The sequence below is a fragment of the Paenibacillus sp. 2TAB23 genome, from assembly GCF_052115165.1.
Classification (GTDB): domain Bacteria; phylum Bacillota; class Bacilli; order Paenibacillales; family Paenibacillaceae; genus Pristimantibacillus.
Genome location: NZ_JBFRGD010000003.1, coordinates 159994 through 184966 on the forward strand (window position 1 = coordinate 159994; position 24973 = coordinate 184966).

33 protein-coding genes are annotated in these 24973 nt (G+C 48.5%); 11 read left to right on the plus strand and 22 right to left on the minus strand.

Features of this window, described 5'->3' with window-relative positions:
• Position 1: 1 nt before the first annotated feature.
• The 5 genes from spoIIIAD to AB4Z29_RS05965 all read right to left on the minus strand — a co-directional run bounded on the left by spoIIIAD (position 2) and on the right by AB4Z29_RS05965 (position 2589).
• On the minus strand, positions 2 to 397 hold the full coding sequence (gene spoIIIAD, locus AB4Z29_RS05945) for a stage III sporulation protein AD (protein ID WP_183568094.1): 396 nt from the start codon (positions 395 to 397) through the stop codon (positions 2 to 4).
• A 40-nt stretch (positions 398 to 437) separates the two neighbouring features.
• Entirely contained in the window at positions 438 to 641 is a 204-nt protein-coding gene (gene spoIIIAC / locus AB4Z29_RS05950) for a stage III sporulation protein AC (RefSeq protein ID WP_183568097.1), read from the minus strand.
• A gap of 15 nt (positions 642 to 656) precedes the next feature.
• Complete coding sequence (gene spoIIIAB / locus AB4Z29_RS05955; protein ID WP_441942160.1) at positions 657 to 1175, minus strand: stage III sporulation protein SpoIIIAB; 519 nt, start codon at positions 1173 to 1175, stop codon at positions 657 to 659.
• Positions 1172 to 2221 (minus strand): stage III sporulation protein AA, encoded by a 1050-nt coding sequence (gene spoIIIAA / locus AB4Z29_RS05960; RefSeq protein ID WP_441942161.1) that lies wholly within the window; start codon positions 2219 to 2221, stop codon positions 1172 to 1174. The genes spoIIIAB and spoIIIAA overlap by 4 nt, the downstream gene beginning before the upstream one ends.
• A gap of 101 nt (positions 2222 to 2322) precedes the next feature.
• Positions 2323 to 2589 carry a YqhV family protein gene (locus AB4Z29_RS05965; protein ID WP_169081913.1) on the minus strand — a complete coding sequence of 89 codons (267 nt, stop codon included), beginning with the start codon at positions 2587 to 2589 and terminating at the stop codon, positions 2323 to 2325.
• A gap of 135 nt (positions 2590 to 2724) precedes the next feature.
• Between AB4Z29_RS05965 and AB4Z29_RS05970 the strand changes: the two genes are divergently transcribed.
• Positions 2725 to 3438 carry a 2-phosphosulfolactate phosphatase gene (locus AB4Z29_RS05970; RefSeq protein WP_441942162.1) on the plus strand — a complete coding sequence of 238 codons (714 nt, stop codon included), beginning with the start codon at positions 2725 to 2727 and terminating at the stop codon, positions 3436 to 3438.
• A 62-nt stretch (positions 3439 to 3500) separates the two neighbouring features.
• On the opposite strand, the gene AB4Z29_RS05975 is transcribed toward AB4Z29_RS05970, so the two are convergent.
• The 5 genes from AB4Z29_RS05975 to AB4Z29_RS05995 all read right to left on the minus strand — a co-directional run bounded on the left by AB4Z29_RS05975 (position 3501) and on the right by AB4Z29_RS05995 (position 7610).
• Positions 3501 to 4754, minus strand: a complete 1254-nt coding sequence (locus AB4Z29_RS05975; RefSeq protein ID WP_441942163.1) for an aspartate kinase — start codon at positions 4752 to 4754, stop codon at positions 3501 to 3503.
• Positions 4755 to 4882: 128 nt separating this feature from the next.
• Positions 4883 to 5440, minus strand: a complete 558-nt coding sequence (gene efp / locus AB4Z29_RS05980; RefSeq protein ID WP_441942164.1) for an elongation factor P — start codon at positions 5438 to 5440, stop codon at positions 4883 to 4885.
• Positions 5441 to 5468: 28 nt separating this feature from the next.
• On the minus strand, positions 5469 to 6542 hold the full coding sequence (locus AB4Z29_RS05985; protein WP_441942165.1) for a M24 family metallopeptidase: 1074 nt from the start codon (positions 6540 to 6542) through the stop codon (positions 5469 to 5471).
• Between the two features lie 7 nt (positions 6543 to 6549).
• Positions 6550 to 7008, minus strand: coding sequence for a type II 3-dehydroquinate dehydratase (aroQ, locus tag AB4Z29_RS05990; RefSeq protein ID WP_441942166.1), 459 nt, complete (start codon positions 7006 to 7008; stop codon positions 6550 to 6552).
• 92 nt (positions 7009 to 7100) lie between these two features.
• Positions 7101 to 7610 carry a YqhR family membrane protein gene (locus AB4Z29_RS05995; protein ID WP_441942167.1) on the minus strand — a complete coding sequence of 170 codons (510 nt, stop codon included), beginning with the start codon at positions 7608 to 7610 and terminating at the stop codon, positions 7101 to 7103.
• A 212-nt stretch (positions 7611 to 7822) separates the two neighbouring features.
• Between AB4Z29_RS05995 and AB4Z29_RS06000 the strand changes: the two genes are divergently transcribed.
• Positions 7823 to 8785, plus strand: a complete 963-nt coding sequence (locus AB4Z29_RS06000) for a DUF1385 domain-containing protein (RefSeq protein WP_441942168.1) — start codon at positions 7823 to 7825, stop codon at positions 8783 to 8785.
• A 32-nt stretch (positions 8786 to 8817) separates the two neighbouring features.
• On the plus strand, positions 8818 to 9135 hold the full coding sequence (locus AB4Z29_RS06005) for a hypothetical protein (RefSeq protein ID WP_441942169.1): 318 nt from the start codon (positions 8818 to 8820) through the stop codon (positions 9133 to 9135).
• Positions 9136 to 9198: 63 nt separating this feature from the next.
• On the opposite strand, the gene mntR is transcribed toward AB4Z29_RS06005, so the two are convergent.
• The gene (gene mntR, locus AB4Z29_RS06010; protein WP_441942170.1) at positions 9199 to 9621 is read right to left on the minus strand and encodes a transcriptional regulator MntR; all 423 of its coding nucleotides are present in this window, start codon (positions 9619 to 9621) and stop codon (positions 9199 to 9201) included.
• A gap of 208 nt (positions 9622 to 9829) precedes the next feature.
• On the opposite strand from mntR, the gene splB reads away from it, so the two are divergent.
• Positions 9830 to 10897 carry a spore photoproduct lyase gene (gene splB / locus AB4Z29_RS06015; RefSeq protein ID WP_441942171.1) on the plus strand — a complete coding sequence of 356 codons (1068 nt, stop codon included), beginning with the start codon at positions 9830 to 9832 and terminating at the stop codon, positions 10895 to 10897.
• A 15-nt stretch (positions 10898 to 10912) separates the two neighbouring features.
• Here splB and AB4Z29_RS06020 read toward each other — a convergent pair whose 3' ends face one another.
• The 10 genes from AB4Z29_RS06020 to AB4Z29_RS06065 all read right to left on the minus strand — a co-directional run bounded on the left by AB4Z29_RS06020 (position 10913) and on the right by AB4Z29_RS06065 (position 18920).
• Positions 10913 to 11626, minus strand: coding sequence for a cytochrome c biogenesis CcdA family protein (locus AB4Z29_RS06020; RefSeq protein WP_183568127.1), 714 nt, complete (start codon positions 11624 to 11626; stop codon positions 10913 to 10915).
• A gap of 22 nt (positions 11627 to 11648) precedes the next feature.
• Complete coding sequence (locus AB4Z29_RS06025) at positions 11649 to 12458, minus strand: metal ABC transporter permease (protein WP_441942172.1); 810 nt, start codon at positions 12456 to 12458, stop codon at positions 11649 to 11651.
• A complete protein-coding gene (locus tag AB4Z29_RS06030) occupies positions 12442 to 13266 on the minus strand; it encodes a metal ABC transporter ATP-binding protein (RefSeq protein ID WP_441942173.1) in 825 nt (274 codons plus the stop codon). Before AB4Z29_RS06030 ends, AB4Z29_RS06025 begins: the two co-directional genes overlap by 17 nt.
• 58 nt (positions 13267 to 13324) lie before the next feature.
• Positions 13325 to 14374 (minus strand): metal ABC transporter solute-binding protein, Zn/Mn family, encoded by a 1050-nt coding sequence (locus AB4Z29_RS06035; RefSeq protein WP_441942174.1) that lies wholly within the window; start codon positions 14372 to 14374, stop codon positions 13325 to 13327.
• A 269-nt stretch (positions 14375 to 14643) separates the two neighbouring features.
• Positions 14644 to 16650, minus strand: coding sequence for a methionine--tRNA ligase (metG, locus tag AB4Z29_RS06040; protein WP_441942175.1), 2007 nt, complete (start codon positions 16648 to 16650; stop codon positions 14644 to 14646).
• 398 nt (positions 16651 to 17048) lie between these two features.
• Positions 17049 to 17288, minus strand: coding sequence for a membrane protein insertion efficiency factor YidD (gene yidD / locus AB4Z29_RS06045; protein ID WP_441942407.1), 240 nt, complete (start codon positions 17286 to 17288; stop codon positions 17049 to 17051).
• Between the two features lie 17 nt (positions 17289 to 17305).
• A complete protein-coding gene (locus AB4Z29_RS06050; RefSeq protein ID WP_183571604.1) occupies positions 17306 to 17743 on the minus strand; it encodes a Fur family transcriptional regulator in 438 nt (145 codons plus the stop codon).
• A 77-nt stretch (positions 17744 to 17820) separates the two neighbouring features.
• On the minus strand, positions 17821 to 18045 hold the full coding sequence (locus AB4Z29_RS06055; protein ID WP_183571602.1) for a hypothetical protein: 225 nt from the start codon (positions 18043 to 18045) through the stop codon (positions 17821 to 17823).
• A 35-nt stretch (positions 18046 to 18080) separates the two neighbouring features.
• Positions 18081 to 18281 (minus strand): hypothetical protein, encoded by a 201-nt coding sequence (locus AB4Z29_RS06060; protein ID WP_183571600.1) that lies wholly within the window; start codon positions 18279 to 18281, stop codon positions 18081 to 18083.
• Between the two features lie 150 nt (positions 18282 to 18431).
• Complete coding sequence (locus AB4Z29_RS06065) at positions 18432 to 18920, minus strand: Hsp20/alpha crystallin family protein (protein ID WP_441942176.1); 489 nt, start codon at positions 18918 to 18920, stop codon at positions 18432 to 18434.
• An 87-nt stretch (positions 18921 to 19007) separates the two neighbouring features.
• Between AB4Z29_RS06065 and AB4Z29_RS06070 the strand changes: the two genes are divergently transcribed.
• Genes AB4Z29_RS06070 through AB4Z29_RS06090 form a run of 5 tightly spaced genes read left to right on the plus strand, consistent with a single transcriptional unit; the run spans position 19008 to position 20808 of the window.
• Positions 19008 to 19235: a spore germination protein gene (locus AB4Z29_RS06070; RefSeq protein ID WP_441942177.1), complete on the plus strand. Its 228-nt coding sequence runs from the start codon at positions 19008 to 19010 to the stop codon at positions 19233 to 19235.
• A complete protein-coding gene (locus AB4Z29_RS06075; RefSeq protein WP_183571596.1) occupies positions 19232 to 19435 on the plus strand; it encodes a spore germination protein GerPB in 204 nt (67 codons plus the stop codon). Before AB4Z29_RS06070 ends, AB4Z29_RS06075 begins: the two co-directional genes overlap by 4 nt.
• 41 nt (positions 19436 to 19476) lie before the next feature.
• Positions 19477 to 20145: a spore germination protein GerPC gene (gene gerPC / locus AB4Z29_RS06080; protein ID WP_441942178.1), complete on the plus strand. Its 669-nt coding sequence runs from the start codon at positions 19477 to 19479 to the stop codon at positions 20143 to 20145.
• Positions 20145 to 20354, plus strand: a complete 210-nt coding sequence (locus AB4Z29_RS06085; protein WP_441942179.1) for a hypothetical protein — start codon at positions 20145 to 20147, stop codon at positions 20352 to 20354. The genes gerPC and AB4Z29_RS06085 overlap by 1 nt, the downstream gene beginning before the upstream one ends.
• A gap of 16 nt (positions 20355 to 20370) precedes the next feature.
• Positions 20371 to 20808 carry a spore germination protein GerPE gene (locus AB4Z29_RS06090; protein ID WP_441942180.1) on the plus strand — a complete coding sequence of 146 codons (438 nt, stop codon included), beginning with the start codon at positions 20371 to 20373 and terminating at the stop codon, positions 20806 to 20808.
• 78 nt (positions 20809 to 20886) lie between these two features.
• Here AB4Z29_RS06090 and AB4Z29_RS06095 read toward each other — a convergent pair whose 3' ends face one another.
• A complete protein-coding gene (locus tag AB4Z29_RS06095; RefSeq protein ID WP_441942408.1) occupies positions 20887 to 21909 on the minus strand; it encodes a YeiH family protein in 1023 nt (340 codons plus the stop codon).
• Between the two features lie 201 nt (positions 21910 to 22110).
• Here AB4Z29_RS06095 and AB4Z29_RS06100 point away from each other — a divergent pair, with 201 nt between their 5' ends.
• Both AB4Z29_RS06100 and AB4Z29_RS06105 read left to right on the plus strand, forming a co-directional pair.
• The gene (locus tag AB4Z29_RS06100; RefSeq protein WP_441942181.1) at positions 22111 to 22995 is read left to right on the plus strand and encodes a LysR family transcriptional regulator; all 885 of its coding nucleotides are present in this window, start codon (positions 22111 to 22113) and stop codon (positions 22993 to 22995) included.
• A 106-nt stretch (positions 22996 to 23101) separates the two neighbouring features.
• Entirely contained in the window at positions 23102 to 24970 is a 1869-nt protein-coding gene (locus tag AB4Z29_RS06105) for a squalene cyclase (RefSeq protein ID WP_441942182.1), read from the plus strand.
• Positions 24971 to 24973: the final 3 nt, after the last annotated feature.

Below are 24973 nucleotides of genomic sequence, written 5' to 3' on the forward strand. Positions count from 1 at the left end.
ATCAACTCCCATCCGGCAGCAGTCCGATTACGGTCTCAACGATAACGCTTATAATAGGAACGGCCATGACGAGAATGAACACCTTGCCTGCAAATTCGATTTTGGATGCAATGCTTTCTTGTCCTGCGTCCCTTACGATCTGTGCGCCAAATTCCGCGATATAGGCAATACCGATTATTTTCAGTATCGTCTTCAAGTAAATGGAAGGAATGCCTGAACGATTAGCCAGATCCTCGAGCACGGTAATGACGATTTCGATTTTGCCGATCAAATACAGGAAAATGAATAATCCCGTGAACGCTGCGAGCAAAAAAGCGAACATCGGCTTTTGCTCCCGCACGACAAGAATAAGCACCGTGGCCATTAGACCTAGACCGACGATTTGAATCATTTCCACTTTACTCACCTGCTTGCATGAACGTCTTCCAACATGACGTCTACTGGAACAGAAATATCGACTTGATTTCCTGAAACAATTCATTAAGAAGCCGAACGACCATAAAAAGCACGACGACAAAACCTATAACGGTAACCCAGTGCGCCATGTCTTCCTTCCCCATCTGCTTCAGAACGGAATGAATCATGGCAATAATGATTCCGATTCCAGCAATTTGGAAAATGGCGCTCACATCCATGTCCATCTATGCGGCACCCCACTACACCATCAAAATGACGACCAGCACAGCGATCAAAAGCCCGAGACTTTTCCACATTTTCTCGTAACGACCTTGGTCTTCTCTTGCCGTGTCTTCTTCGGACTTCAGTTGCAATAAAGCAAGATGTATATGCTTCAATTGATCTTCCTTATCGCTAATTCCGAGCGTGGAGCCTAGACGAATCAGAACGGACTGCTCGTTTTTTCTCATCGCGGTCATATCCCATTGCTGTTTGATCGCTTGCTCCCAGCTATCACGGAAGCTAAAGCTCTCCGTCTCCCACACGCCGGCAGCTGCTCTTCGGAATATCGCGGCAAGCGGCTCCGGAGTTGCTGAAGCCGTCCTCTCCAGTGCTTCTGGCAGCGGCGTATGCCCATAACCGATTTCCGTTTCCAGGCGCTGCAGAGCATGCGCAAGCTGTCTAAGCTGCCTCGGCCTGTCTGCATACCTAGCAGCCTGCTGAAAGCCAATTATCGTTCCTGCGAATAAGATGAGCGCTGCACCGATCAGTTTGATCACGGATCATCAGCTCGCCGTCTGCCCATCCACGCGTGCACAGCGCTTGGCAATGAACGCGGAGCGGCTGTTGCTTCCCGAGGAGCCGGGTTATCCGATATCGCCTCTGCCGGAACCACACGATGCATGACACCCTGCTCCGTACGCTTCAGCTCTACGACGTAAGTAAAAGCACCTTCTTCAAGCAGCTTCAGCAGCACGGGCCTGCCCCTTGCATCACGCAAGTCATAAGCATGTGCTGTTGCAACAACGCTAATTCCCGCGTGGCTCGCTTCCCTTATCGCCTCTCCATCTTCCGGCCTGCCGATTTCGTCAATGATTAACACCTCCGGCGACATCGACCTTACAAGCATCATCATGCCTTCCGCTTTGGGACAAGCATCCATCACATCGGTTCGGGGTCCGACGTCAAAGGTCGGAATGCCGCGAACGCAGGCTGCGATCTCGGAGCGTTCGTCTACGATGCCTACTTTCCTGCCCTGCCAGCCGCTAGCCTCAATGGTTGGCCATAGTCCGTAGCTGACTGATCTGGCAATGTCTCTCACCAAGGTTGTTTTTCCCTGCTGTGGAGGAGCGAGTATTAATGTTGAGTGAAGTGTTTTGCGCGTACGGTCGATCAATTTGGGCATCAGGTGTGCGCTTGCGCCTATGACTTCTCTGGCTACCCTTATATTGAATGCGCCGATATCTCGAATGCCGCGCACGCTGCCTCCGTCCAATATCGTTCTACCAGCCAGTCCAATACGATGCCCGCCAGAAACCGTTATAAAGCCACGCTTCAGCTCCTCTTCCATAGCGTATAAGGAATAATTCGTAATGCGCTCCAGCAGCTTACGGCAAGTATCTGCGGATGGCTTGTATGCTCCGTCGGCAGCCTGACGCAGCGAACCGTCATTCATCATAAATCGAGATTGGCCGCGAAAGCCGATCTCTAGCGGCCGTCCCTCACGAATCCGTATTTCCTCCAGCTGCTCCTGCATCGGTTCTGGAAGGCGCTCCAGCAGCGTCTTCAATTCCAGCGGCAATAAATGTGCTACGCGTGCCAGCATGTGATCATCACTCCCGGGTGTTTGTCCTTCGTAGTTCCTATTTGTATGCGCTCCTTGCGAAAATATGTCTGTTCCAATCAGATTTGCTAGAGTTGAATCTATTATTTTTTCAAAATACCAATCATCAAACAGATTACACCTGCGCCTACCCATAGAAACTTGGAAGGCGACAGCTTATCAGACATTCCGACGAGCCCGACTGTCGTCGTAGCAATCAGAATGAGCGGACCTACAAGCGCTAGCGAAGAGTTGACGACAAGCGCCTTGTCAATCTGATTCAATCTCAGCATCAGTAGCGCAGCACAGATTTCGATCGTTCCAGACGTGAGCCGCAGCGAAGCCATCGTCAACACGATTTTGTTTAACATTGGGATGTGACCTCCTTTTCTAGACAAATGAATACTTATCTATATGCGGGCTTGTCTGACTTTCATACCGGACACCTGCCCATGAGCATGCGCATATCATAGAGCATTGAGTTTAAGAAAGGCGGTATGCCAACCATGCAAGTGCAGGTCATCTCCAGTGTAAATGAAGCCAGCTCCGCAAGGTTCCACCATAAGACGGCTGTCATCATCGATGTTTTGCGTGCTACTAGCACTATCGTAACGGCTTTGGCTGCTGGAGCTTCTTGTATCATTCCGGCAGAAACAGTTATGGAAGCAAGGGCTCTTCAGCGCCCTGGAGACTTGCTCGGAGGCGAGCGCTTTTGCCGGAAGATCGTCGGATTTGATTTAGGAAATTCGCCTGAGGAGTATACGGAGAGAAGCGTTGCCGGCAAAAGAATCATATTAACGACTACGAATGGAACGAGAGCCATTCATAAATCAATGAGGGCTGATCATGTGCTAACCGCCTCGTTGTTGAATGCAGGCGCTTGCGCAAGAGCGGCTGTCGAGCTGCGAAGAGACGTGGTCATATTATGTGCCGGCAGTCATGATGAATTCGCGATAGAAGATGGCTTATGCGCAGGACTAGTTCTGGATCGGCTTCATGCTCAATGCCCGGTATCCGTAGAGATGGATGATTTCGGTGCTGCGATGCTAGCCTTATACCGAAACCAGTCAGATTCTATAAAAGATACGATATTAAACGGCATGACAGGGAAAAAGCTTCTGAAGCTTGGCATGAAAAAAGATATTGAGGCATGCTCGGCCATCGACATCTATCAGGATGTTCCGAGGCTGAATGGCGATCAATTAACGAGAAACGGTTGAACAGCGCAAAAAAGCATGCTCCCATTAACGGAGCATGCCTTTTTTATTGGATGGAACAGCTATTAACGTCGATCTTGTGGTCCGCCTACGAATGCTTGCTCAACCGTATCAAGGCCGTATGCCGTGTGAAGCGCGCGAACAACTTCGGTTAGCGGCTCTGCGGAAATGACACATGAGCATTTGATTTCGGATGTGCTTACCATTTTAATGCTAACGCCTATGGATGATATCGTTGCGAACATTTTGGCAGCTACGCCTGGATTGCTGACCATGCCCGCTCCTACGATCGAAACCTTAACCAAATCAGATTCCGAAGTCGTTTCACGGAAAGGAACCGTACTGCGAATTCCTTCTATGACCGAGATGGCTTTATCCTTGTCGTCTCCAGAGACGGTGAATGAGAAATCAGCTTTGCCGTCCTGAACGCCGCTTTGAACAATGATATCGACATCGATAGCATTGTTTGCCAATGCGCCAAACACATTAGCAAGCACGCCAGGTACGTCTTCAACACCCATAATGCTAATTCTTGCTACATTTTTGTCAAACGCAATGCCGCGAACGACCACGCCTTGCTCCATGACCGCTTCCTCCTTCACACTTGTTCCTTCGTTTTGGGTAAAGCTGGAACGTACGACAAGCTTCACATTATTATGCTTTGCATATTCGACTGCGCGGGGATGCAGCACTGCTGCTCCCAAATTGGCGAGCTCGAGCATCTCGTCATAAGAAATCTCATTCAGCTTGCGTGCATTTTTGACAACACGCGGATCGGTGGAATAAATCCCGTCAACATCGGTATATATCTCGCACACATCTGCTTTCATCGCAGCTGCCATGGCAACCGCGGTTGTGTCAGATCCTCCGCGGCCGAGTGTAGTAATTTCTCCATCTTCCGTCATCCCTTGAAAACCGGCGATAATCGCGACATTCCCCTGCTCCAGTGCCTTAAACACGCGATTCGGATGAATATTGGTCATCTTCGCCTTGCCGTGCATCGCTTCTGTACGAATGCCTGCTTGCCATCCTGTAAAGGATACCGCTTTAGCGCCTAGCTGATGGACAGTCATCGAAAGCAATGCGATTGATATTTGTTCTCCAACTGATAACAGCATATCCATCTCCCGCGCCGGCGGGTTTGAATGAAGCTGCTTCGACTGATCGATTAAATCGTCAGTCGTATCTCCCATGGCAGAAACGACGACAACGATATCGTTGCCCTCCTGCTGCCTCTCAATAATACGTTTCGCTACACGCTGCATCCGCTCCGGCGTTCCTACGGAGCTGCCGCCAAACTTCATCACGATCAACGACAAAGCTGATTCACTCCCAACCCTGACATATACATACAAGTCAATATTATATCACAATGATCCGTGCAATGGGTATATCCACCTACAAAAAAACCGTCCGAATACATTCGGACGGTTTTAACTGCAGCAATCTAAGCGCGTGAGATGTATTTACCCTCGCGAGTATCGATTAGCAAAACGTCACCTTCGTTAATGAAAAGCGGAACTTGAACATTAAGGCCAGTTTCAACCTTAGCAGTTTTCGTAGCGCCCTGTGCCGTATTTCCTTTAACACCCGGCTCTGTTTCAATTACTTTCAGATCAACGCTGTTTTGCATTTGAATGCCAAGAATTTCACCTTGGTAGCTGGAAATGTTTACGTTCATGTTCTCTTTCAGGAAGTTAAGCTCCCACTCAAGCTGCTTCTTGTCCAGGTTGAACTGGTCAAACGTTTCATTATCCATGAATGTGTACTCCGAACCCGAGTTGTACAAGTATTGAACTTCGCGGTTTTCGATGATCGCGCGGCCAATGCTCTCGCCTGCACGGAAGGTTTTCTCAACAACGTTTCCGTTGCGAAGGTTTTTCAGCTTGGAACGAACGAATGCCGCGCCTTTGCCTGGCTTAACGTGCTGGAAGTCTAGAACGGTAAAAATATCGGTGTCTACTTGCACGGTCAAGCCTGTTTTAAAATCGTTTACTGAAATCATTGCTGATTCCCTCCTGAATGAATGGTCCTTACCCCAGAGTGATCAAATCCTTCGGGGATGAGGTTAATATTTTAATACCGGTTTCCGTAATAACGATGTCATCCTCAATGCGTACGCCGCCGAAGCCTGGTACGTAAATGCCGGGTTCAACCGTAACCGTCATGCCGGGGGTTAAAATCGTTTCGCTAAGCTTGGACAGTCTCGGCGCTTCATGAATCTCCATGCCAAGTCCATGCCCTGTCCCATGTCCGAACAGATCGCCATAACCGTATTTGGTTATGATATCGCGAGTTAGAGCGTCTGCCTCACGACCTGTCATGCCCGGCTTGATATGCTCAAGAGCATGCAATTGCGCCTCAAGAACGATATTGTAAATCTCCAGATGCTTCTCAGTTGGCGTACCTACGACCACCGTACGAGTCAAATCGGAGCAATACCCGTTATAATAAGCGCCAAAATCAAGCTTCACAAACTCATTATTGCCGATAATGCGATCACTGGCTACCCCATGAGGCAATGCTGAACGCTCGCCGGAAGCGACGATGGTATCAAATGAGGAAGATGTGGCGCCATGACTGCGCATGTACACTTCCATTTCAAGTGCGATATCCGTCTCTCTAACGCCAGGTCTAATGAGCTTCAATATATGGCTGAAGGTGCTGTCCGCTAAATCGGCAGCCTCCTGCATAATCTGCAGCTCAGCCTCATCCTTAATGTAGCGAAGCTGCTCAACTAGACCGGACGCAGGCTCAAGCACGATGCCGCCAAGCGTTTTCGTCCAAGCAGTGAATTCGCTGTATACGACATGATCCTGTTCGAAAGCGAGCTTCGAAAGCTTCTCCTCCGATAGAATATCTCGTACCTCAGCAAGCGGATTAGCCCCATGCTCAACAATTTGAAAACCGACTGCCTGCTGCGGCGCTTGCGTGCGATAGCGGAAATCCGTTAGCAGGTAGCTCTTGTCCAGCGTAATGAGCACCATACCAGACGAACCTGTGAAGCCGCTAATATAGCGGCGGTTATATTCGCTGCCAATTAAAATCGCTTCAAAGCGATGCTCTTCCATCAGCTGACGAAGTCGTTTTACTCGCTCGTTTGGCATAACCATATCACCCTTTCTTAGCTTCTTGCCTTTTGTCCAAGTGGCCGACAAGCGCTGTCAATCCGAGTTCATAGCTCTGTGAGCCGAAGCCCGCTATTTGGCCGACTGCAATCGCAGCCACAACGGATACATGGCGGAATGATTCCCGTTTGTGAATGTTTGACATATGTACCTCGATGATGGGAATTCCAATAGAGCTAAGAGCGTCGCGCAAAGCATAGCTGTAATGCGTCCAAGCACCGGGATTAATAACAATGCCGTCTGCCTTGCCGAAAGCACTATGTATGCGATCAATCATCTCGCCCTCATGATTCGTTTGGAAGAACGTAACGGAGACGCCAAGCATCTCGGCTTTATTCTTCAAGAGCGATTCAATGTCTGCTAACGTTTCCGATCCGTATACTTCTGGCTCGCGTATACCGAGCATGTTCAAGTTCGGCCCGTTCAAAATAACGATTTCGTGCATGAATGCACCTCCCAAGCAACCGAATTCATCATAGGTTCAAAGATCATTAGCCATTTTACCACAAATGTCCGCTGCTTGAGAAGCAGAACTCGTTACTGAGCTTTAATTGGCTCGCGCGATGCCTCGTCCGTGAACTCGAAGGCAATGGAATACCCGATAAACAGGCCCCAGAGCAGAAACACGCAAAGCTCCGTATAAAGCGTATTCCAGCCCTCTTTCCGGATGCCGTCCGTGAATTGGAGCAGCGGCCCTAAAGCAACAAATAATACCGCCCACCATATTGCGCCATATACAACACCAGGCCATGGACCACGCAGCTTTCCTAATGCCACTTTGTACAGCAATGCTGCTGCGATCGAGAACAGCACGAAAAAAGCGATCCCTACAACCTCACCCCAAGCTGTCTTCAAAAACGACTCTTTGAAAAACGGATCTGCCGCAAAGCCGGGAAGCACCTTTGTGAATTTCATTTCATAAAACATCCAGCGTATAATTCCCCATATCAGCCCTGCGAAAAAACCAATTTGAATCGGATAGAGCCACGGATTCGTGTGATGCTGCTGCTTGTCATAACCGTTTCTCTGATTGTTACCCGCCATCATGAAAGCCCCCAATCCTATTTTCAACCTTACTCGGATTAGTATGTGAATTATTGCAGATCCGTAACCACGGTCCGCCAGCCCTTTTGCCTTACCTTACATTTTGCCGACGTTGGCATTTGGCTATTAGATCAAGTACAATAGACTTACAAAGTTTAAGGTACATTCGTCGCAGAAGCGCAGACGATATTCTACTCAAGGATGGTGACAAGCACTTGCCGCAAGACTCCCGAAGCATTTATGGCGGACAAGCGGTTATTGAAGGCGTGATGTTTGCAGGAAAACACGTTAACGTAACAGCTGTTCGGCGCAAGAATGATGAAATCGTATTTTATGAAGTGCCCCGTACCACTAAAAGCTGGATTCAAGCTCTGAAGAAAATTCCGCTCATTAGAGGCGTGGTAGGCATACTGGAATCAAGCGCCAAAGGCTCTCAGCATTTGAACTTCTCCATGGAGGCCTATGCAGAGGATGAAGCCGGCGAAGAAAAACAGCAGCCAGCTCAAGAGCTAGCACCAATCGTGAAAGAAGAGAAAAAACAAGGCTGGAGCCTCAGCATGATCGTAGGCGTAGCCGTTGCCGGTGTGCTCTCCTTTATCTTCGGCAAGCTCATATTCACCGCCGCTCCTGCTGCACTTGAAGAATTGCTTTTTTCAGGGGTATTTGAAAACAAAGTTGGTCATAACCTGTTAGAAGGTCTTATCAAAATCATCCTACTGCTCGCATATTTGTATTTCATTTCGATGACACCGTTAATTAAGCGTCTGTTTCAATATCACGGCGCTGAGCATAAAGTAATCAGCGCATACGAAGCCGGCGAAGAGCTTACCATTCGCAATGTGCAAAAGTACAGCAGACTGCACTATCGCTGCGGTTCAAGCTTTATCGTATTTACTGTAATCGTCGGGGTCGTCGTGTATTCCCTACCGATCTTTACTTGGGACACGATCTGGGAACGCGTCTATATTCGCATCCTGCTGCTGCCGTTAGTGCTCGGCCTATCCTACGAGGTGCTTCGCTGGACGAACGCATTGCGTGAAATCCCAGTACTTCGCTACTTAGGCTATCCTGGGCTTTGGCTTCAACTGCTTACAACGAAAGAACCTCGCGATGAGCAGGTTGCCGTTTCCATTGCATCTTTCAATCGGATGCTCGAGCTCGACAAACAAATGAAATAAGTAAGTTTAGAACTAGAAAGGCGGTATTGAGCATGAGCAGATCATCCGGGAAATGGAATGTATGGTCGATCACGTTACTCGCTCTGCTAGTCATTGGACTCGCTAACAGCATGGTTACAAATCTAATGAGTTTTGTTATCCCGATCGTGATTCTAGGCGGAATTTTCTTGCTTTACAAATATCCGCCTTCCTTCTTGCGAACTGGCGGAGCTCAGCAAGGTCGAACTCATGTCACGCCAAGCAGGGCAACCGCAGCTAAAACCAAACCAAAGAAGCCACGCTCCAAAACGATGCCGTTCCGCGTCATCGAAGGCGGCAAAGATGATGATAATTTACCCAAGTATCATTGAATGATCATGACACAAAAAGGTCTGGAGCATCATTGCTCCAGACCTTTTCTGTATCGTTATGTATCACTCGCTGTCCATCTCCGCACGAACGGCACGAAGCTCGTCCATTCTATGTGAATCCCTTCGGAAATATTCAACTAACGTTTCAATACATGTAATGGAATCCCAGCTCAGATGATGCTCTATTCCTTCAACATCCTGATAAATATTCTCATCCTGTACGCCAATCGTTGTAAGGAAGGATTCCAGCAGCTGATGCCGATCGACAAGCCTCTTGCCCATTTTCTTCCCTTTGTTGGTCAATACAAGACCGCGATACTTCTCGTAAATCAGATAGTTATCTTTGTCCAGCTTCTGAATCATTTTCGTTACAGAGGACGGATGAACCTCTAGTCCTTCTGCAATGTCCGAGACACGCGCGTACCCCTTTTCATCAATGAGCTTATAAATTCTTTCCAAGTAGTCTTCCATGCTCGGTGTCGGCACTGAAGAACCCCCTAACCATACTTCTTCACCTTACTACGTAGGCGTTACTCTTAGTATCATACACTGTTCGCTGCTTGCACTGCAACCCGTACTCTTGATCAAAACATCCGTAAATTATAATTCACGCTGAAACTTTCCAGATTCAGCAGCGAACTTCCGTCACACAATAAGATGACCCATTATTGAAACAACCTTTGGAGGAATGTCGATGAGCACAGCTGTGATTGAACGTCCCAGGACGAACCGCTCCACCCTTTCCTTTGTTCCCGAGCTTGTATATTTTGAACCATCCGCGTTAGACTATCCGAAGGGGCAGCGAATATTCGAATGGGTGAAGAAAGAAGGCATTCCCTATAGAATGACTACTTCCCATAATCGGATTACGAATTTGCCTGGAGATACCGAGCTGGAGCAATACAAAATAGCTAAAAGAACGCTTGTCGTCGGCATTCGCAAAACGTTAAAGTTCGACACATCGAAGCCGTCAGCTGAATATGCCATTCCGATTGCTACCGGTTGTATGGCTCATTGCCATTATTGCTACTTACAGACGACCTTAGGTGCCAAGCCTTATATAAGAGTGTATGTCAATATGGACGATATCTTGCACGCCGCACAAGGTTATATCGATGAACGAAAGCCCGAAATAACCCGCTTTGAAGCCGCATGTACATCCGATCCCGTCGGCCTGGAGCCGATCACAGGCAGTCTTAGGGAGCTCATTGACTACATGGGTACGCAAGAGCACGGACGTCTTCGGTTTGTAACTAAATTCCATCATGTCGAGTCGCTATTAGACGCCCATCATAACGGGCATACGAGGATACGCTTTAGCGTAAATGCCAAATATGTCATTAAAAACTTCGAACCTGCTACCTCAAGCTTCGAACAGCGCATTGAGGCTGCCGCAAAGGTAGCTAGAGCCGGCTATCCGATGGGTTTCATCATTGCTCCGATTATTTGGCATGAAGGCTGGGAAGAAGGCTTTGGCGAGCTTATAGCTGCACTTGCTGCACAGCTCCCATCCGATGTAACCAAGGATTTGACCTTTGAGCTGATTCAACATCGATTCACTAAAACGGCTAAAGCCGTGATCGAGAAACGCTACCCTCGGACGAAGCTCGAAATGGATATCGAAAAACGAAAATACAAATGGGGCCGATGGGGACAAGGAAAATACGTATACCCTGATGAACAAGCAAATGCGCTCCGCATGTACTTATCGGAGCGCATCTTCGAGCATTTCCCAGAAGCGAAGATTGAATACTTCACGTAATGGATTCTTATTCGATTAAAATGCGAGCCATTCCGGCGTAATCATGTTAAGCCAAATGGTAATTTTGGTCATTTGATCCGTGAAAAGCAGTAGTCCCATTAATATCATGACCGCACCGCCGATTTTCATAACTGTAGCGGAATATTTCAGTATCCATCTCGCTGTGCCTAGGAAAAAGGCGAGAACGAAAAAAGGAATAGCAAAGCCGAGCGCATATGCAGTCGTTAATTGAAACCAAGTGCCTGGCTCTGTTGCGGCAAGCCCTAATATCGCAGTCAAAGCCGGTCCCATGCAAGGCGTCCAGCCTGCGGAAAACCCGATTCCAAAAATAAAAGAGCTGACATAATTAGCTTTCTTTGGAATGAGATTCATTCGTCTTTCCTTCAGCAGCAATTGGGGCTGGAAGAGGCCGATTAGAAACAAGCCCATCAGTATGATCAGAATTGCGGATAATTGCCGAATAAGCTGTCTATATTCGCTGAAGAATTCAGCAAAGACATTCGTACCGTAGCCTAACGCATAATAAACGGTACAAAAACCTAAAATAAAAAACAACGTGTGCGACATCGTTCGCATGCGTTTTTGCTTCGCGTTTGAATTCTCCTTCAAATCCGCAACCGAAATCCCCGTTATGTAGGAAAGATACGAGGGATAAAGCGGCAAGCAGCAAGGTGAGATAAACGATGCAAAGCCGGCACCGAAGGCCAGCCATATGTTAATGTCCGACAACCCCATTTCCCCCTATCGACAATCAACTGCCAGCGCGTACTCCGCGCCGAAATACGAGCAATAAAAGCAAAACTGCGATCAGCAGCAGCACGATCGTTCCGCCTGGCGCTAGATTCCATATTCCTGCGATCAACAAGCCTGCTACTACCGTCAGCTCGCCAATGATGACTACGGTAATTACACTTTGACGAAAGCTTCTTGCAATAATCAAGCTGCAAGCAGCAGGAATCGTGAGCAATGCTGATACCAGAAGCGCGCCAACGATTTTGATCGAGACGCTAATAACAAGCGCAGTAAGCACGCTAATCATAACATTATAGAATTTCACGGGCAAGCCGCTGACCGCAGCCGCATCCTCATCGAAGGTAATCAAAAAAAGCTCCTTCACCTGGGACCAAATGGCAATGAGGACGACGACCGTAACGCCGCCAATCACATATAGGTCTGTGCTGTTAAGTGTATAGATGCTGCCGAATAGATAGCTGTTCACATTGTTGTTGAAGCCTTTCCCCATCGTGAACAGCAAAGAGGCTAGCGCAACTCCGCCGCTCATGATGATTGCAATGGACAGCTCCGCATAAGATTTATATGCTTTGCGAAGCTTTTCTATGGCAAAGGAAGCGGCAATGGCGAATATTAATCCGACCGCGATCGGGTATACCCCGATTAAAAACCCAAGTGCTACGCCTGCTATCGAGACATGAGACAACGTATCCCCAATCATGGACAGCCTGCGGAGCACAAGAAATAAGCCCATCAGCGGAGCAGTTACCCCAATGAGCAACCCGCCAATAAGGGCCCTTTGAAAAAACTCGCTAGTTACGATCTCCAATCAAAACAACCTCTTTCCTGCTCTCCATTTGCTCTCTAAGTCCTTTTAAGCTATGCGCCAGATCATTCTCGACGCAATCCTGCGTTTCATGCGAATGCTTAATATGAAATTTAAGCTTTCCGTTCGACGCAGCCGGTTCCTGTCCGAGATAAGAACGAATCATGTCCAGATCATGCGATACCATCAGGAACGTGATGTTATGATGCTGATGCATATGCTTGATCATATGAAAAAAGCTTTCCTGCGTCTCGGTATCGATACCTACCGTAGGCTCATCCAATATGAGCAGCGAAGGATTGTTAATGAGCGCCCTGGCCAAAAAAACGCGCTGCTGCTGACCGCCTGACAGCTGGCCGATACGCTTGTCCTGCAAATCATCAATGCCCATCGCATGCAAGGCATCATCGCATTTCTTGTAATCCTCTTTGGTCATTCGCTTGAACAGTTTGCTCCGACCAAACAGGCCTGATAGCACAACCTCACGAACTGTCGCCGGAAACAACGGATTTAATGAATTTTTCTGAGGTACGTAGCCAATTCTCTCCCACTGCTTGAAGCGGTCGAGCTTTTCGCCGAATAAACGAATTGTTCCGCTCGTTGGCTTCAGCAAGCCGACAATCATCCGCAACAATGTTGTTTTGCCAGCGCCGTTCGTTCCAATCAATCCGATAAAGTCGCGTTCCTTCACCGCAAAGCTGAGATCCGAAATAACAGACTGCTGCTGAAATGAAAAGGAAACGTCTTCCAACGAGATAACCTCTTGGTGGCAATTAGCGCCTGTATTTGTCAATCGATTTGCTTGCGCCATTATTTCTCTCCTCACAGCAATACGGAGCTGAATCAGCTCCGTAGGATTGCCTTTTGTTCTATTGTAAAGCTTGCACAAGATTTTGCAAGTTTCGTTCCATAAGCGTTAAGTAATTTTCCCCGCTCTTTTCTTGGTCGTTCGTCAAGCCTTCAAGCGGATTAAGAACCATCGTCTCCACGTCAGCCTCGCTAGCCAGCGTCTGCGCCAACTGATCGGATACGAGCTCCTCAAAGAAGATATATTTGACGCCGTTTGCTTTTACGAACTTCGCAATTTCCAGCATATCCTGCGCGCGCGGCTCCGCATCTGGGCTTAAACCCATGATGGATACCTGCTTGAGCCCATAATCCCGAGCCAAATATCCGAACGCCTGATGCGAGGTTACGATATTCTTATTAGCCGTTTGCCCAAGCTTAGCGGTATACTCCCCGTCAATCACTTCCAGCTTTGCAATGAGCGCCTTATAATTGGCTTCGTAGTCAGCTTGGTTGGCACTATCGACTTCCATTAAACTGTTCTTCACGTTCTCAGCCAGCTTTAGCGCCGATTTCGGGCTTACCCACGTATGGGGATCTAATCCTCCGTGATCATGCGCTTCCTCATCTGCATGCTCTTCTTCATGTTCATGCTCGTGCTCATCCGCATGTTCCTCTTCCGAGCCGTCCAGCAAAGTGATGCCTGTGCTGATTTCCTTGGTCACGACTGTGCTGTCTTTAGACAAACCCTTTAAAAATCCGTCAACCCATCCCTCAAGACCGGCTCCGTGATAAAGAAAAAGCTGAGCATCGGAAGCGGTGTCCAAATCACGGCTTTTCGGCGTCCAATCATGCGGCTCGACACCGGCTGCTACTAGATTAACAGCAGCAACATGGCTGCCGCCGATTTCGGATGCAAGAAAATAAAGGGGATAAAAGCTTGTTACTACGCTTATCGGCTTTGCCGCTTCATCCGTACCCGAATTTCCATTCGATGTATTAGCCGCATTTGTAGCACTCGCAGCAGGCGATGTATTTTCCGTATTATTGCCGCAGGCTGCCGCGAAAAGCAGCATGGCTGTCAAAAGCATACCCAGCGATGCGTTGCGTATTTTTTTTGATGCTTTACTCATTTTATAATCTCTCCATTCCAAATCTTCTTCGTAATCGTTATTATTACGTTTTGTATTATACGACGCCTTTTGCAAGACTGTCAACCCCGTCTGCTGGATAACTAGATAGGCTGAATATTGGACCGTATCGGTATAGTTATTTATTTGGACCAAATCAAGCAGTTAAAAGTCTATGAACAACATTCCATAGTTAGAAATAAAAAAAGGGCGCCCTCGCTGTCTCTCGACAGCCAGAACACCCTTCCTTGCTAACAGCAAATCCATTACTTCTATTTCACTACCGCACCATTTGGCATATCATCCGGCACCGTAGAGAGAGTCAGCTGATCGCCATGCGAAGCGGCAAGAATCATGCCCTGTGACCATTCACCGCGCAGCTTAACCGGCTTCAGATTCGTCACGCATATCACCTTGCGCCCTATCATCTGCTCCGGCGTATAAAATTTTGCAATGCCAGAAACAACCTGTCTCTGTTCATAGCCAAGGTCAAGCTGCAGCTTTAGCAGTTTATCCGCTTTATGGACGGGCTCTGCTGCAATAACCTGCGCAACGCGAAGCTCTACCTTAGCAAAGTCATCGATTGCAATTTCTTCTTTGCTGTCCGTTGGCACAGCTTTCGTCTCATTCGAAGCGTCTGCTGCTGTTGCTGCCGCGTCGCTCTTCTGCTCAGCAGCTTGTGTCTGCTCAGCTCCGCCGCCCATTGCAGCTGCGATAAAAGCAGCTTCTTCGAGCGTATCAAGCCGCGGAAACAGCGGCGAGCCTTTGCTTACTTTCGTACCGCCTGGCAAAGCACCGAATTGTTTCGTGCTCTCCCACGACGTTAGATCTCCCTGCTCGATGCCAAGCTGCTTCCACATTTCCCTAGGGGAATGAGTCAAGAACGGCTGCAGCAAAATGGATACAATGCGTAATGATTCCGCCAGATGATGCATAACGGAAGCTAGCTCGCCTTTTTTGGCTTCATCCTTTGCAAGCGCCCAAGGCTGCGTTTCGTCGATATATTTGTTTGTCCGGCTAACAAGCTGCCAAAGCGAAGCTAGCGCTACCGAAAACTCCATATTTTCAAGCGCAGATTCTACCTGTTCGACCGTTTCCGTGGACAATCTCTGCAACGATTCATCAAAATCCGTTACTGCGCCTGCGAAAGCTGGAATTGCTCCATCGAAATATTTGTCAACCATCGCGATTGTCCGGTTCAGCAAGTTGCCCAAATCGTTCGCTAAGTCGAAGTTGATCCGCTCAACGAAATTTTCCGGCGTAAATGTCCCATCAGCGCCAAACGGAACTTCACGTAGGAGATAGTAACGAAGCGCATCCAGCCCGTACCGGTCGATCAGCATGACCGGATCTACGACGTTGCCCTTCGACTTCGACATTTTGCCATCCTTCATCAGCAGCCAGCCATGCGCAAAAACTTTCTTCGGAAGCGGAAGATCCAGCGCCATCAGCATGATCGGCCAATAAATCGTATGGAAACGTACGATTTCCTTCCCTACCAGATGAACGTCTGCAGGCCAGAAGTCGCGGTACTTCTGATCCTTTCCTTCATCTCCATAGCCTAGAGCCGTAATATAGTTGGACAACGCATCAATCCACACGTAGATGACATGCTTAGCATCGCCTGGAACCTTTACGCCCCAATCAAATGTCGTCCGTGATACAGCCAAATCCTCGAGACCAGGCTTAATAAAGTTGTTGATCATTTCGTTCTTGCGTGATTCCGGCTGTATGAAGCCAGGATTATCCTCATAATATTGCAGGAGACGGTCAGCATAGTTGCTCATACGGAAGAAATAGCTCTCCTCTTTAACGAGCTCGACAGGACGGCCGCAGTCCGGACAATTTCCATTCTCAAGCTGACGCTCCAAGAAAAACGATTCGCATGGCGTACAGTACCAGCCTTCGTATGTCCCCTTGTATATATCATCTTGCGCCAGCAGCTGGGCGAAGATTTTCTCTACGATCACCTTATGACGATCCTCTGTCGTACGGATGAAATCATCATTGGAAATTTCGAGCTTTGCCCAAAGCTCCTTGATCCCCACGACAATATCATCAACAAACTGCTGCGGGGTCTGGTCCTTTTCCTTCGCTTTTCGCTCGATCTTCTGGCCGTGCTCATCTGTTCCCGTCAAATACCATACGTCAAAGCCGCGCAAGCGCTTGTACCGGGCCATTGCATCGCCAGCTACCGTTGTGTAAGCATGCCCGATATGAAGCTTGTCGCTGGGATAATAGATCGGCGTCGTAATATAAAACGTATTTTTTTTCGTCATCAGACTGCCTCCTCTTTTCAATTTAACGTTAAAAAACGCAAAAAACTCCCGTCCATATGGGACGAGAGTTGTAACTCACGCGGTACCACCCAAATTTCAATCCAGAATTAGCGGAATGGTCCGACCGTTCCAGAAAGCTTCGTGTGCCGCCTCGCAGGCGGCTATCGCCGTTAACGCCAGCTTCGCGTCGCCCCCTTACCCAGCACATGCGCTGCGGCTTGAGAACGAATCCTCCCGGACCATTTTCTAATAGCGTTCCTTGCCGGCTTCCAGCATCTTTCCCGGCTCTCTGTCAAGGCTGTACTATTATACTTATCCGTTCCTCGGATATATGGAGAAATATTGCTAACATTGTAGCCCTTTATGATTCAAAATATACCGAAATAGATCCCCTTCTGTCAAGGTGCATCTATCTTAGAACCCGGTACTGGCGGCACCGGATCATAGCCTCCGGCATGAAAGGGATGGCAGCGCGCAATTCTCTTCATGGCAAGCCATGATCCTCTCGCGGCTCCATGCTTCTCAATCGCCTCAAGCGCATACATGGAGCATGTAGGGTAGAATCGGCATGACGGCGGCGTAAGCGGCGAGATTACCTTGCGATAGAAATGAATCGGGGCCTGCGTCACTCTACGCATTACTCGTTTATCTGGCATTACACTCCGCTTGCCGCGGACTCTTCCTGCACGCATGCTTTGCAGTAGCCGAACACTTCGAATTTATGCTTTACGACTTGAAAATCATCCGGTACGTTCGTTTGTTCCATCGGGCAAAACGTAATCGGATACGTTTTGCCGCATTGCAGGCATATCATATGGTGATGATGGTCAAGCTCTCTGCAATGAAGCTTAAACTTGCCGCCATCCTCGAATATAACCTGTTCCAGCACGCCAAGCTCTTCCATCACGCGCAGATTGCGGTACACGGTATCAAAACTGAGCCCTGTATACGATTTACCCATATACTCATAAACTTCTTTAGGAGCCAAATAACCTTGCGTCTCCGAAAATAGCTTAGCCAACGTTTTTCGCTGGTCCGTGATTCTCAATCCTTGACTAGACATGCGTCGTATAATGTCTTCTATTGTATGCATATGTCGATCCTCCGGACTAAAAATGGTATACCTCCATAATGACGAAAAAAAAAGCTCTCGTCAATGAGAGCCTTTACTTATCCATTCAATCTCATATTAATCATAAAGCTCGCAGACATGGCCACGAACAGCACGATGCTTAGAATGCCTACCAGCATTCGCCGCATATTGAGCTTTCTAATAATCGCGGCGTCGTTTGACTGCCGCTTCGCCTCCGTGTAGGAGCGATGCATAAACATATAGGCAACAACGGAAACAACGAAAAAAAGATTAACAACAAACCATATCAATGTCCAGGTCAAGCTTTTACCTCCGGTCGCGATAACCTATAGGCCGACTATAGATACCATTTGTTTAGTATGAACATAAAGACGACAAAGCTTACGATAGCTCCAGCAAAGCTGAACCAGCCTGTCCGAAATTTTTGCTGGAACATGCGTAGAATTCCGAAGCTTAGCAATCCGAAAATAAGCATTAAAAAAACGATTCCGAGTATGAATAACGAAGCAGAAACACTGCTTACATCGACTAGTGACACCGAGCACACTCCCTTTTTTGCTAATATGTACATGTTCATTAGACATTATAAGGGATAGAGATGCCTTTAGCCAACTGTAAACCCTGTCGATTTCGTGACAAATAGAGCACACATCAAACGATGCATGCCCCGATTGGCGCTCCATCTCCATTACCAGCGAACAATCGCTTCATGAAAGCTGCGGTTTGTCGGCCGTTTCTGCAGCTTTACTTTCAGCACTGCATCCTGCAGCTGCGTTTTGCACAATCGAGGCTTCACAAGCTTAGGCAGCTTAATCGTCTCGACCTTGCCCCCTGGCAATCCCTCAAGCCGCAATCGATCCTCACGCACGAACAATCGCAGCTGCTCTTTATCAAAGCCGTCAGGCAAATTTATTTTGACATGAACAAAATGCCGCGTCTCGGAAAAGGATGCTGATCCTCCGCCGATCATGACCCCTGCCGCTTCAGGCAGCGCTTTAGTCATCATTTTGCGCACATATTGCTCCACCCAATCCGGCTCTCGAAGCAGCTCGAACCCTTTTGGCAGCTGCTGCCTCTCCATCCACCGTTCCATATCATCCCATTTGGATGCCACAAGCAAACACCCGCCTTCCAGCACTTCTGCCAGTATATGCTTCCTTTGTTGCCTTGGATACATGCAAGAAGGGAACCTCTGGGCGAATGCCGCATAAGATGTAACACGAATATCACAATTTCAACTATCCCATGCAAAAGGAGGATGCTTATGCCAGCAGTAGTCGGTTTTGTCAAAATCGTAAGCATAGGGTCCGGCTCCATCGTTCAATTCGGCGATTCCTTGGAAGTGTCTCCTACAAGCAGCTCCAAGACCTATGCCGGATCAGGGTCGTTCCTAACCGGCAGCCTAACAAACTCCAACAACGCTGTGAGCGCGACGAATTCGATCGATCCTGATGTTCAAGACAATACGAGCAATGAAGTGAATGCTTTATGAGTCTCACCATCCATCAGCAAATTACGATTCATCAGCTTCGCGTTGACAGTGTTTCGAACAGCTCCGTGCTGCAGGTCGGCAGCGCAGGCTCGATCCGTTCGCTGTCGCAGCTCTATAATACAGGAGGATTCACAGGACCTGCGCCGCAGCTAGGAGCAGATAATCCACTTTCTTTTGTACCGCTGCCCAATCCATCCTAGCAAGCAGCATCCAGCCTACTACGTAAAGGAGGAGCAGTCGCATGCAGCAGCCAAACCCATTGTCTCCTTGGCAAATGTGGTCTCTTGAGGTGCAAAACAAGCTTAAAGAGCAGCAAGAGCAGCTGGAGGCGCTCAGCGCAAAGGTGCTTGATCTATGTGAACAGATCAAACAGCTCGAAGCTCGCCCTACTTACAACATCGAGAGCATTGAATACCATTTCGACCAATTGAAGGTTGATAAGCTGGATGGCACATTGAACATCGGCATGACTGCTCCAGGGATAGGCGATGAGAGCTTCCCAGGCAGCATTGAGCAGCTTGCCGTTTCCAAGCCGGAGGTTTTCCCGTCTGCCGGACCCACAATACCTGACCAAAGCCCGGTATATAACGAGGTTTTCAATGAAATGACGCGTTATTTGGATGCCGGGGCTCCGCAAACATTGTTAGCCTATGAGAATCAATTCGGCATTCCACTGGACCCTTATCACCGAAAAATCATTATAGAAGATGTTCGAAAACAGGTACCTACACGTATTCATTTCTATATGCAGAAAAAAGAAAAAGGCGCAGAAGCTAAGCAAGCGGCTGAAGATAATCCCGCTTCCGCAGCAGACGTCCTTGCTAAAACGAGAAGGGATGCTGATGCAGCACTTTATGCTTACATGCGCCAGCTGCAGACAGGATCGCCATCATCTGGAGGAATGGCTTAATGCTTCAATTCACCGTAGTCAATCATCATTTGTGCGTTGGTCAAATTGAGATTCTTGGCGTATCGAGCGCATCCATGCTGCAGGTAGGCGATACCGACAGCGTCACTTTGTATTCCATGTTCGATACGCCTCCTGAATCCGTAGTCGTCGGTCCGCTCGCCCCCTTTCCGCTCCCTGAAGACGCGGGCGGGACCATGGGCGAATCTTGAAGGAGATGGGACGCAAATGAATGTCCAGGATGATCATACGTATCCAATCCGCACGGCAAACGTTGGCACGATCTGTATCATAAGCGTAGCGCAGGCGGGTACGATTCAATTCGGCGACCGTGCAGAGACGCATGCAAAGATACGAGCGCTCGCACTCCAAAGGCAGGAAGACCATACGACGGCAGGAGACATCTTTTTTGAATCCTATTCGTTATTCTACCTCCCGCTGCCAGCACTCGTTGATCCCGACTACGATAATGGAGAAGTCGTGTCCGTCATACGCGTTAATTGCACGCCGAACATTACGGTTGGGAACATTCAGGTCATCGCCGCCGGCTCCTCAGCAAGCATTCAAATCGGCAATGGCATGGAGATGACCGGAGAATCGCGGATCAAGCATATTCGCCAATATCMGCGTCCAAGACCGGTTCCTCCCGTAGGCTGCCCATACTAGCCAGCAGGAACGCAATTCCGGATACTATCATAATTAATCCTGCAGATAGGGGCTATTTAGCCCCTATCTTTCATTTTTCTACGCCAAATGAAACAGATGGATGAGCAGCAAGCCAAGTCCAGCTAATAGGATTGAACCGATTAGGCCCGCGATAAACGGCTTTTTGCCTAATGTTCTGAACAAGACGAAATCAACACCTAAGCCTAGGCCAGCCATAGCCATCGCCAATAGCATATAGGCGCCTGTAATCAAGAGTTCCGTTATCGCTGAAGGAATGATGCCTAACGTATTTATTCCGCTCGTTGCAAGAAAACCGACTATGAACCATGGAACGGGAAAGCTTTTTACATTCGTCTTCTCATTGCCGCCCGCTCTCCGGGTGTTCCATATACCGATTGCAATCGCCACTGGGACGAGCATCGCAACTCTTGTCATCTTCACCATCACTGACATGTCGACGGCTATTTGTCCTCCGGGCGCTGCCGCAGCGATTGCATGGGCGATTTCGTGGAGCGTTGCTCCTGTGAAGATGCCGTATCCTGCTGCGCTTAAATGCAATAAGGGATAAAGAGCCGTATAGGCGATCGAAAATATAGTGCCTAATATGGCCACGGTCGCTGCGCTAATGGCAGTCTCATTTTGGCTGGCTTTCAGCTGCGGAGATATAGCAACAACTGCTGCCGCTCCGCAAATAGCTGTTCCGCAGGCCGTCAGAAGTCCAAGGTTCCTGCTGATTCCCATCCATTTGCTCAGTCCATAAACGACAATGATTGTAAAGACAATATGAATGGCCGCCAGGGCGAATACCTTCGGACCGGCTTGCAAGATATCATGCATATTCAAACGCATGCCGAGCAGAACAATGCCTAATCGAAGCAGCCTTTTGCTCGAAAATGCAATTCCACTGCTGGCTGCCGATGGTATGAGTCCCCATGCTCGCAGCGCCATTCCAATCACAATGGCTACAACCAGCTGCCCCATTATATTCAAGAGCGGCAGCTGGACCATATACTTAGCGACAATAGCAATGACAGCTGTCATTGCTACTCCTATTGAGAAATCAATCCATTTGTTTGATTGAAAAGTCGTCATGCTTCTCATGTTCATTGTATTCACCTCTGGATGAAAACTGATTTTCAAGCTCTATTTGTATTCACTATAAGGCTCGTCGATATGAAAGTGAAATACGAATAAACGATTTGAATCATTACAAATTATTATGATAGATGTAGATAAATAATAAATAATACGTTATTGTAACTACATATTCACTAAAATCACATTTAACAATGAGGGATTATTATGATAGTAGAGTCGCTGCGTGTCTTCATAGCCGTTACGGAACAGCGCCATTTCTCTAGAGCAGCAGAGCTGTTGAATCTTTCCCAGCCTGGCGTAAGCCAGCACATCCGCAATCTGGAGAACGAGCTTGGCGCGAGGCTGCTTCACCGGTCTCCGAAGTATGTACGGCTGACAGAAGCTGGAGATCTATTGTACCAAAAGGCCAAGAAAATCCTAAGCTTGTACGAGGAAGCCAAACAGGATATTCATTTATTGCAAAATGAAGTTACCGGCTTCCTTCAGATTGGAGCCAGCTTCACGATTGGTGAATATGTGCTTCCCAGATGCATAGCAGAATTTGCAGCTAAATACCCGCTAGTCGTCATGCAGGCGACGATAGGGAATACGGAGGAAATCGTGCAAGCCGTAAGGGCAAATGAGCTGGATATTGGGCTTATCGAAGGTCAGACATCCGCCTCGGATCTTGTGATTACGCCATTTATGAGAGATGAAATGATCATCATTGCCCCATCGGCACACCCGCTTGCAGCACTTCGCATCGCGGATGCCAAGCAGCTTCACGACCAAATATGGGTGCTGAGGGAAAGCGGGTCTGGGACCCGCGACTTTAGCGATCAATTTTTCGCCGAAAACAAGATCATACAGAAACGGTCCTACATCTTCAATAGCAGCCAAAGCGTCAAGGAGGCGGTCTTGGCTGGCTTAGGCATCGCACTTCTCTCCCGCTGGGTAGTCCGTAAAGAATTGGAGACGGGGGAATTAATGGAGCTCCCCATTCAGAACGCAAGATTTGAACGGCAATTCTCTATCATCAGGCATAAAGAGGCTTCCCTCTCTTTGGCCGTTACGATGCTGCTTCAGAAGCTGCTGACAGGATCTGACTGAAGTTCGCTACCATAAGTGCCCTAAACATCGCTACCGTTCTCGACTTTCGCCGCCTTATCATGCATATACATATGGCAACTAAGGTTGCAAAGGGTGAGCGTGCCATATGGATTCGAACCGAATTCGGGAACAGATAGATCGAATGGCGGCAGATCTGCTAGGCCAGCAGTCGCAAGACGGAGCTTGGCGGATGTGCTTTGATTCAGGAACGATGACAGATAGCTACTTGATTATCGTAATGCGATTGCTCGGCAGAGCTGATGAGCATCTTATCCGAATGCTGGCAGCTCGAATTGCTTCCAAGCAAGAGGCAAATGGGTCTTGGAAAGTGTATCCCGATGAATCTGGAGGCAATTTGGAAGCGACGGCCGAAGCTTATTTCGCCTTGCTATACGCCGGGTATTATTACGAGGACGACCCGCGTATGGTGAATGCGAAGCAATTCATTCTTCAGCGCGGCGGCTTATCAGAAGCCCGCAGCTTGCTGACGCAGGTGATGCTAGCTGCAACTGGCCAGGCAGAATGGCCGCGTTTATTGCGGATTCCGCTTGAAGCTTTTTTCTCGGATTCCGGGATTGGCCTTGACTTGTTCTCCTTGTCTGGACATGCGCGTGTGCATCTCGTCCCCATATTAATAATGGCCAATAAGCAATTTGTACTCCGTTCGATAACGATGCCTAACCTCTCCGCCTTGTATGTCGGAAGCTCGCGCACCTTCACAAATGACGCAACTTGGATATCTGCACTCAGCGGCTTTATCTCCAGCTTGCCTTTATCCAGCTTGCTTGAGCAGCATTCCGAGAAAGCACTTGAGGGTGCAGAGAAATTCATGTTCGATCGGATCGAGCCAAACGGCACGCTGCTCACCTATTCTACCGCGACGATTCTTATGATTTTAGCATTGGTTGCATTAGACTACTCCCCCCAATCTCCTGCCGTCAACCGACTGCTGGGAGGAATACTTTCGTTAATCTGCAAGGGCAGGCCTCATCTGCAGGTTGCGTCTTCTGAAATATGGGATACCGCCATGCTCAGCTATGCGTTAAGAGAAGCGGGACTGCCTTCCCACCATCCTGCCATGGAACGAGCCGGGGCTTACTTGCTGGAGAAACAGCAATTCCGTACTGGTGATTGGGCCATGCGTATGCCTCATACGCCTGCAGGAGGCTGGGGATTTTCCGATGTGAATACCCTATACCCCGACGTCGACGATAGCGTTGCATCGCTTCGGGCAGTGCGCCCATACGCGACGGAAGAGAACGGCTTAATAGCCAATTGGCAAAGGGGGTTGAATTGGACACTTGCAATGCGGAATGAGGATGGCGGCTGGCCTGCATTTGAACGGAAAGGAAAACAGCTTCCTGCAAGCTTTTTCACCTTTGAAGGCTCCTCCGATATTTCAACCGATCCATCAACCGTTGACTTGACGTGCCGTATGCTAGGCTTCCTCGGTAACGAGCTTGAAATGACGATCAGCCAGCAGTGGCTGGACGATAGTGTGAGATGGGTGCTTTCGCAGCAAAAACGGGATGGCAGCTGGTACGGCAGATGGGGAATCGCTTATATCCATGGTACTGGAGCAGCTATTCAGGGCATGATGGCCGTTGGCGTATCGCCTGACCATCCGGCTGTCCGGAAAGGGTTGAAATGGCTCCTAGGCATACAGAATTCGGATGGCGGTTGGGGAGAATCCTGCACAAGCGATAAAGTAAAGCATTATGTGCCACTTCATGCCAGCACGCCTTCACAAACCGCATGGGCGCTTGACGCTTTGATCGCCGTGTACGATAAACCTACGCCCGCAATGGAAAAGGGGATGGAAGCTCTCCTGCAGCAGCTGGCGAAGCGTGACGCAGCTTACAGCTATCCGACAGGCTCCGCTCTTCCTGGCAGCGTGTATGTCCACTATCCGAGCAATAATTATATTTGGCCCATGCTCACTCTCAGCACTTATGCCAAAAAATACGGGACATAGCCA

Coding starts and splice junctions, on each gene's coding strand:
- spoIIIAC (WP_183568097.1), bottom strand. CDS start 641: ATGGACATGGATGTGAGCGCCATTTTCCAAATTGCTGGAATCGGAATC.
- AB4Z29_RS06095 (WP_441942408.1), bottom strand. CDS start 21,909: ATGAGAAGCATGACGACTTTTCAATCAAACAAATGGATTGATTTCTCA.
- metG (WP_441942175.1), bottom strand. CDS start 16,650: ATGACGAAAAAAAATACGTTTTATATTACGACGCCGATCTATTATCCC.
- AB4Z29_RS06065 (WP_441942176.1), bottom strand. CDS start 18,920: ATGTATCCAAGGCAACAAAGGAAGCATATACTGGCAGAAGTGCTGGAA.
- spoIIIAA (WP_441942161.1), bottom strand. CDS start 2,221: ATGCTGGCACGCGTAGCACATTTATTGCCGCTGGAATTGAAGACGCTG.
- AB4Z29_RS06105 (WP_441942182.1), top strand. CDS start 23,102: ATGGATTCGAACCGAATTCGGGAACAGATAGATCGAATGGCGGCAGAT.
- gerPC (WP_441942178.1), top strand. CDS start 19,477: ATGCAGCAGCCAAACCCATTGTCTCCTTGGCAAATGTGGTCTCTTGAG.
- AB4Z29_RS06085 (WP_441942179.1), top strand. CDS start 20,145: ATGCTTCAATTCACCGTAGTCAATCATCATTTGTGCGTTGGTCAAATT.
- AB4Z29_RS05985 (WP_441942165.1), bottom strand. CDS start 6,542: ATGCCAAACGAGCGAGTAAAACGACTTCGTCAGCTGATGGAAGAGCAT.
- AB4Z29_RS06035 (WP_441942174.1), bottom strand. CDS start 14,374: ATGAGTAAAGCATCAAAAAAAATACGCAACGCATCGCTGGGTATGCTT.
- yidD (WP_441942407.1), bottom strand. CDS start 17,288: ATGCGTAGAGTGACGCAGGCCCCGATTCATTTCTATCGCAAGGTAATC.
- AB4Z29_RS05995 (WP_441942167.1), bottom strand. CDS start 7,610: ATGATGGCGGGTAACAATCAGAGAAACGGTTATGACAAGCAGCAGCAT.
- AB4Z29_RS06050 (WP_183571604.1), bottom strand. CDS start 17,743: ATGCATACAATAGAAGACATTATACGACGCATGTCTAGTCAAGGATTG.
- AB4Z29_RS06005 (WP_441942169.1), top strand. CDS start 8,818: ATGAGCAGATCATCCGGGAAATGGAATGTATGGTCGATCACGTTACTC.
- AB4Z29_RS06100 (WP_441942181.1), top strand. CDS start 22,111: ATGATAGTAGAGTCGCTGCGTGTCTTCATAGCCGTTACGGAACAGCGC.
- AB4Z29_RS06030 (WP_441942173.1), bottom strand. CDS start 13,266: ATGGCGCAAGCAAATCGATTGACAAATACAGGCGCTAATTGCCACCAA.
- AB4Z29_RS06075 (WP_183571596.1), top strand. CDS start 19,232: ATGAGTCTCACCATCCATCAGCAAATTACGATTCATCAGCTTCGCGTT.
- efp (WP_441942164.1), bottom strand. CDS start 5,440: ATGATTTCAGTAAACGATTTTAAAACAGGCTTGACCGTGCAAGTAGAC.
- splB (WP_441942171.1), top strand. CDS start 9,830: ATGAGCACAGCTGTGATTGAACGTCCCAGGACGAACCGCTCCACCCTT.
- aroQ (WP_441942166.1), bottom strand. CDS start 7,008: ATGCACGAAATCGTTATTTTGAACGGGCCGAACTTGAACATGCTCGGT.
- AB4Z29_RS05965 (WP_169081913.1), bottom strand. CDS start 2,589: ATGTTAAACAAAATCGTGTTGACGATGGCTTCGCTGCGGCTCACGTCT.
- AB4Z29_RS06070 (WP_441942177.1), top strand. CDS start 19,008: ATGCCAGCAGTAGTCGGTTTTGTCAAAATCGTAAGCATAGGGTCCGGC.
- AB4Z29_RS05970 (WP_441942162.1), top strand. CDS start 2,725: ATGCAAGTGCAGGTCATCTCCAGTGTAAATGAAGCCAGCTCCGCAAGG.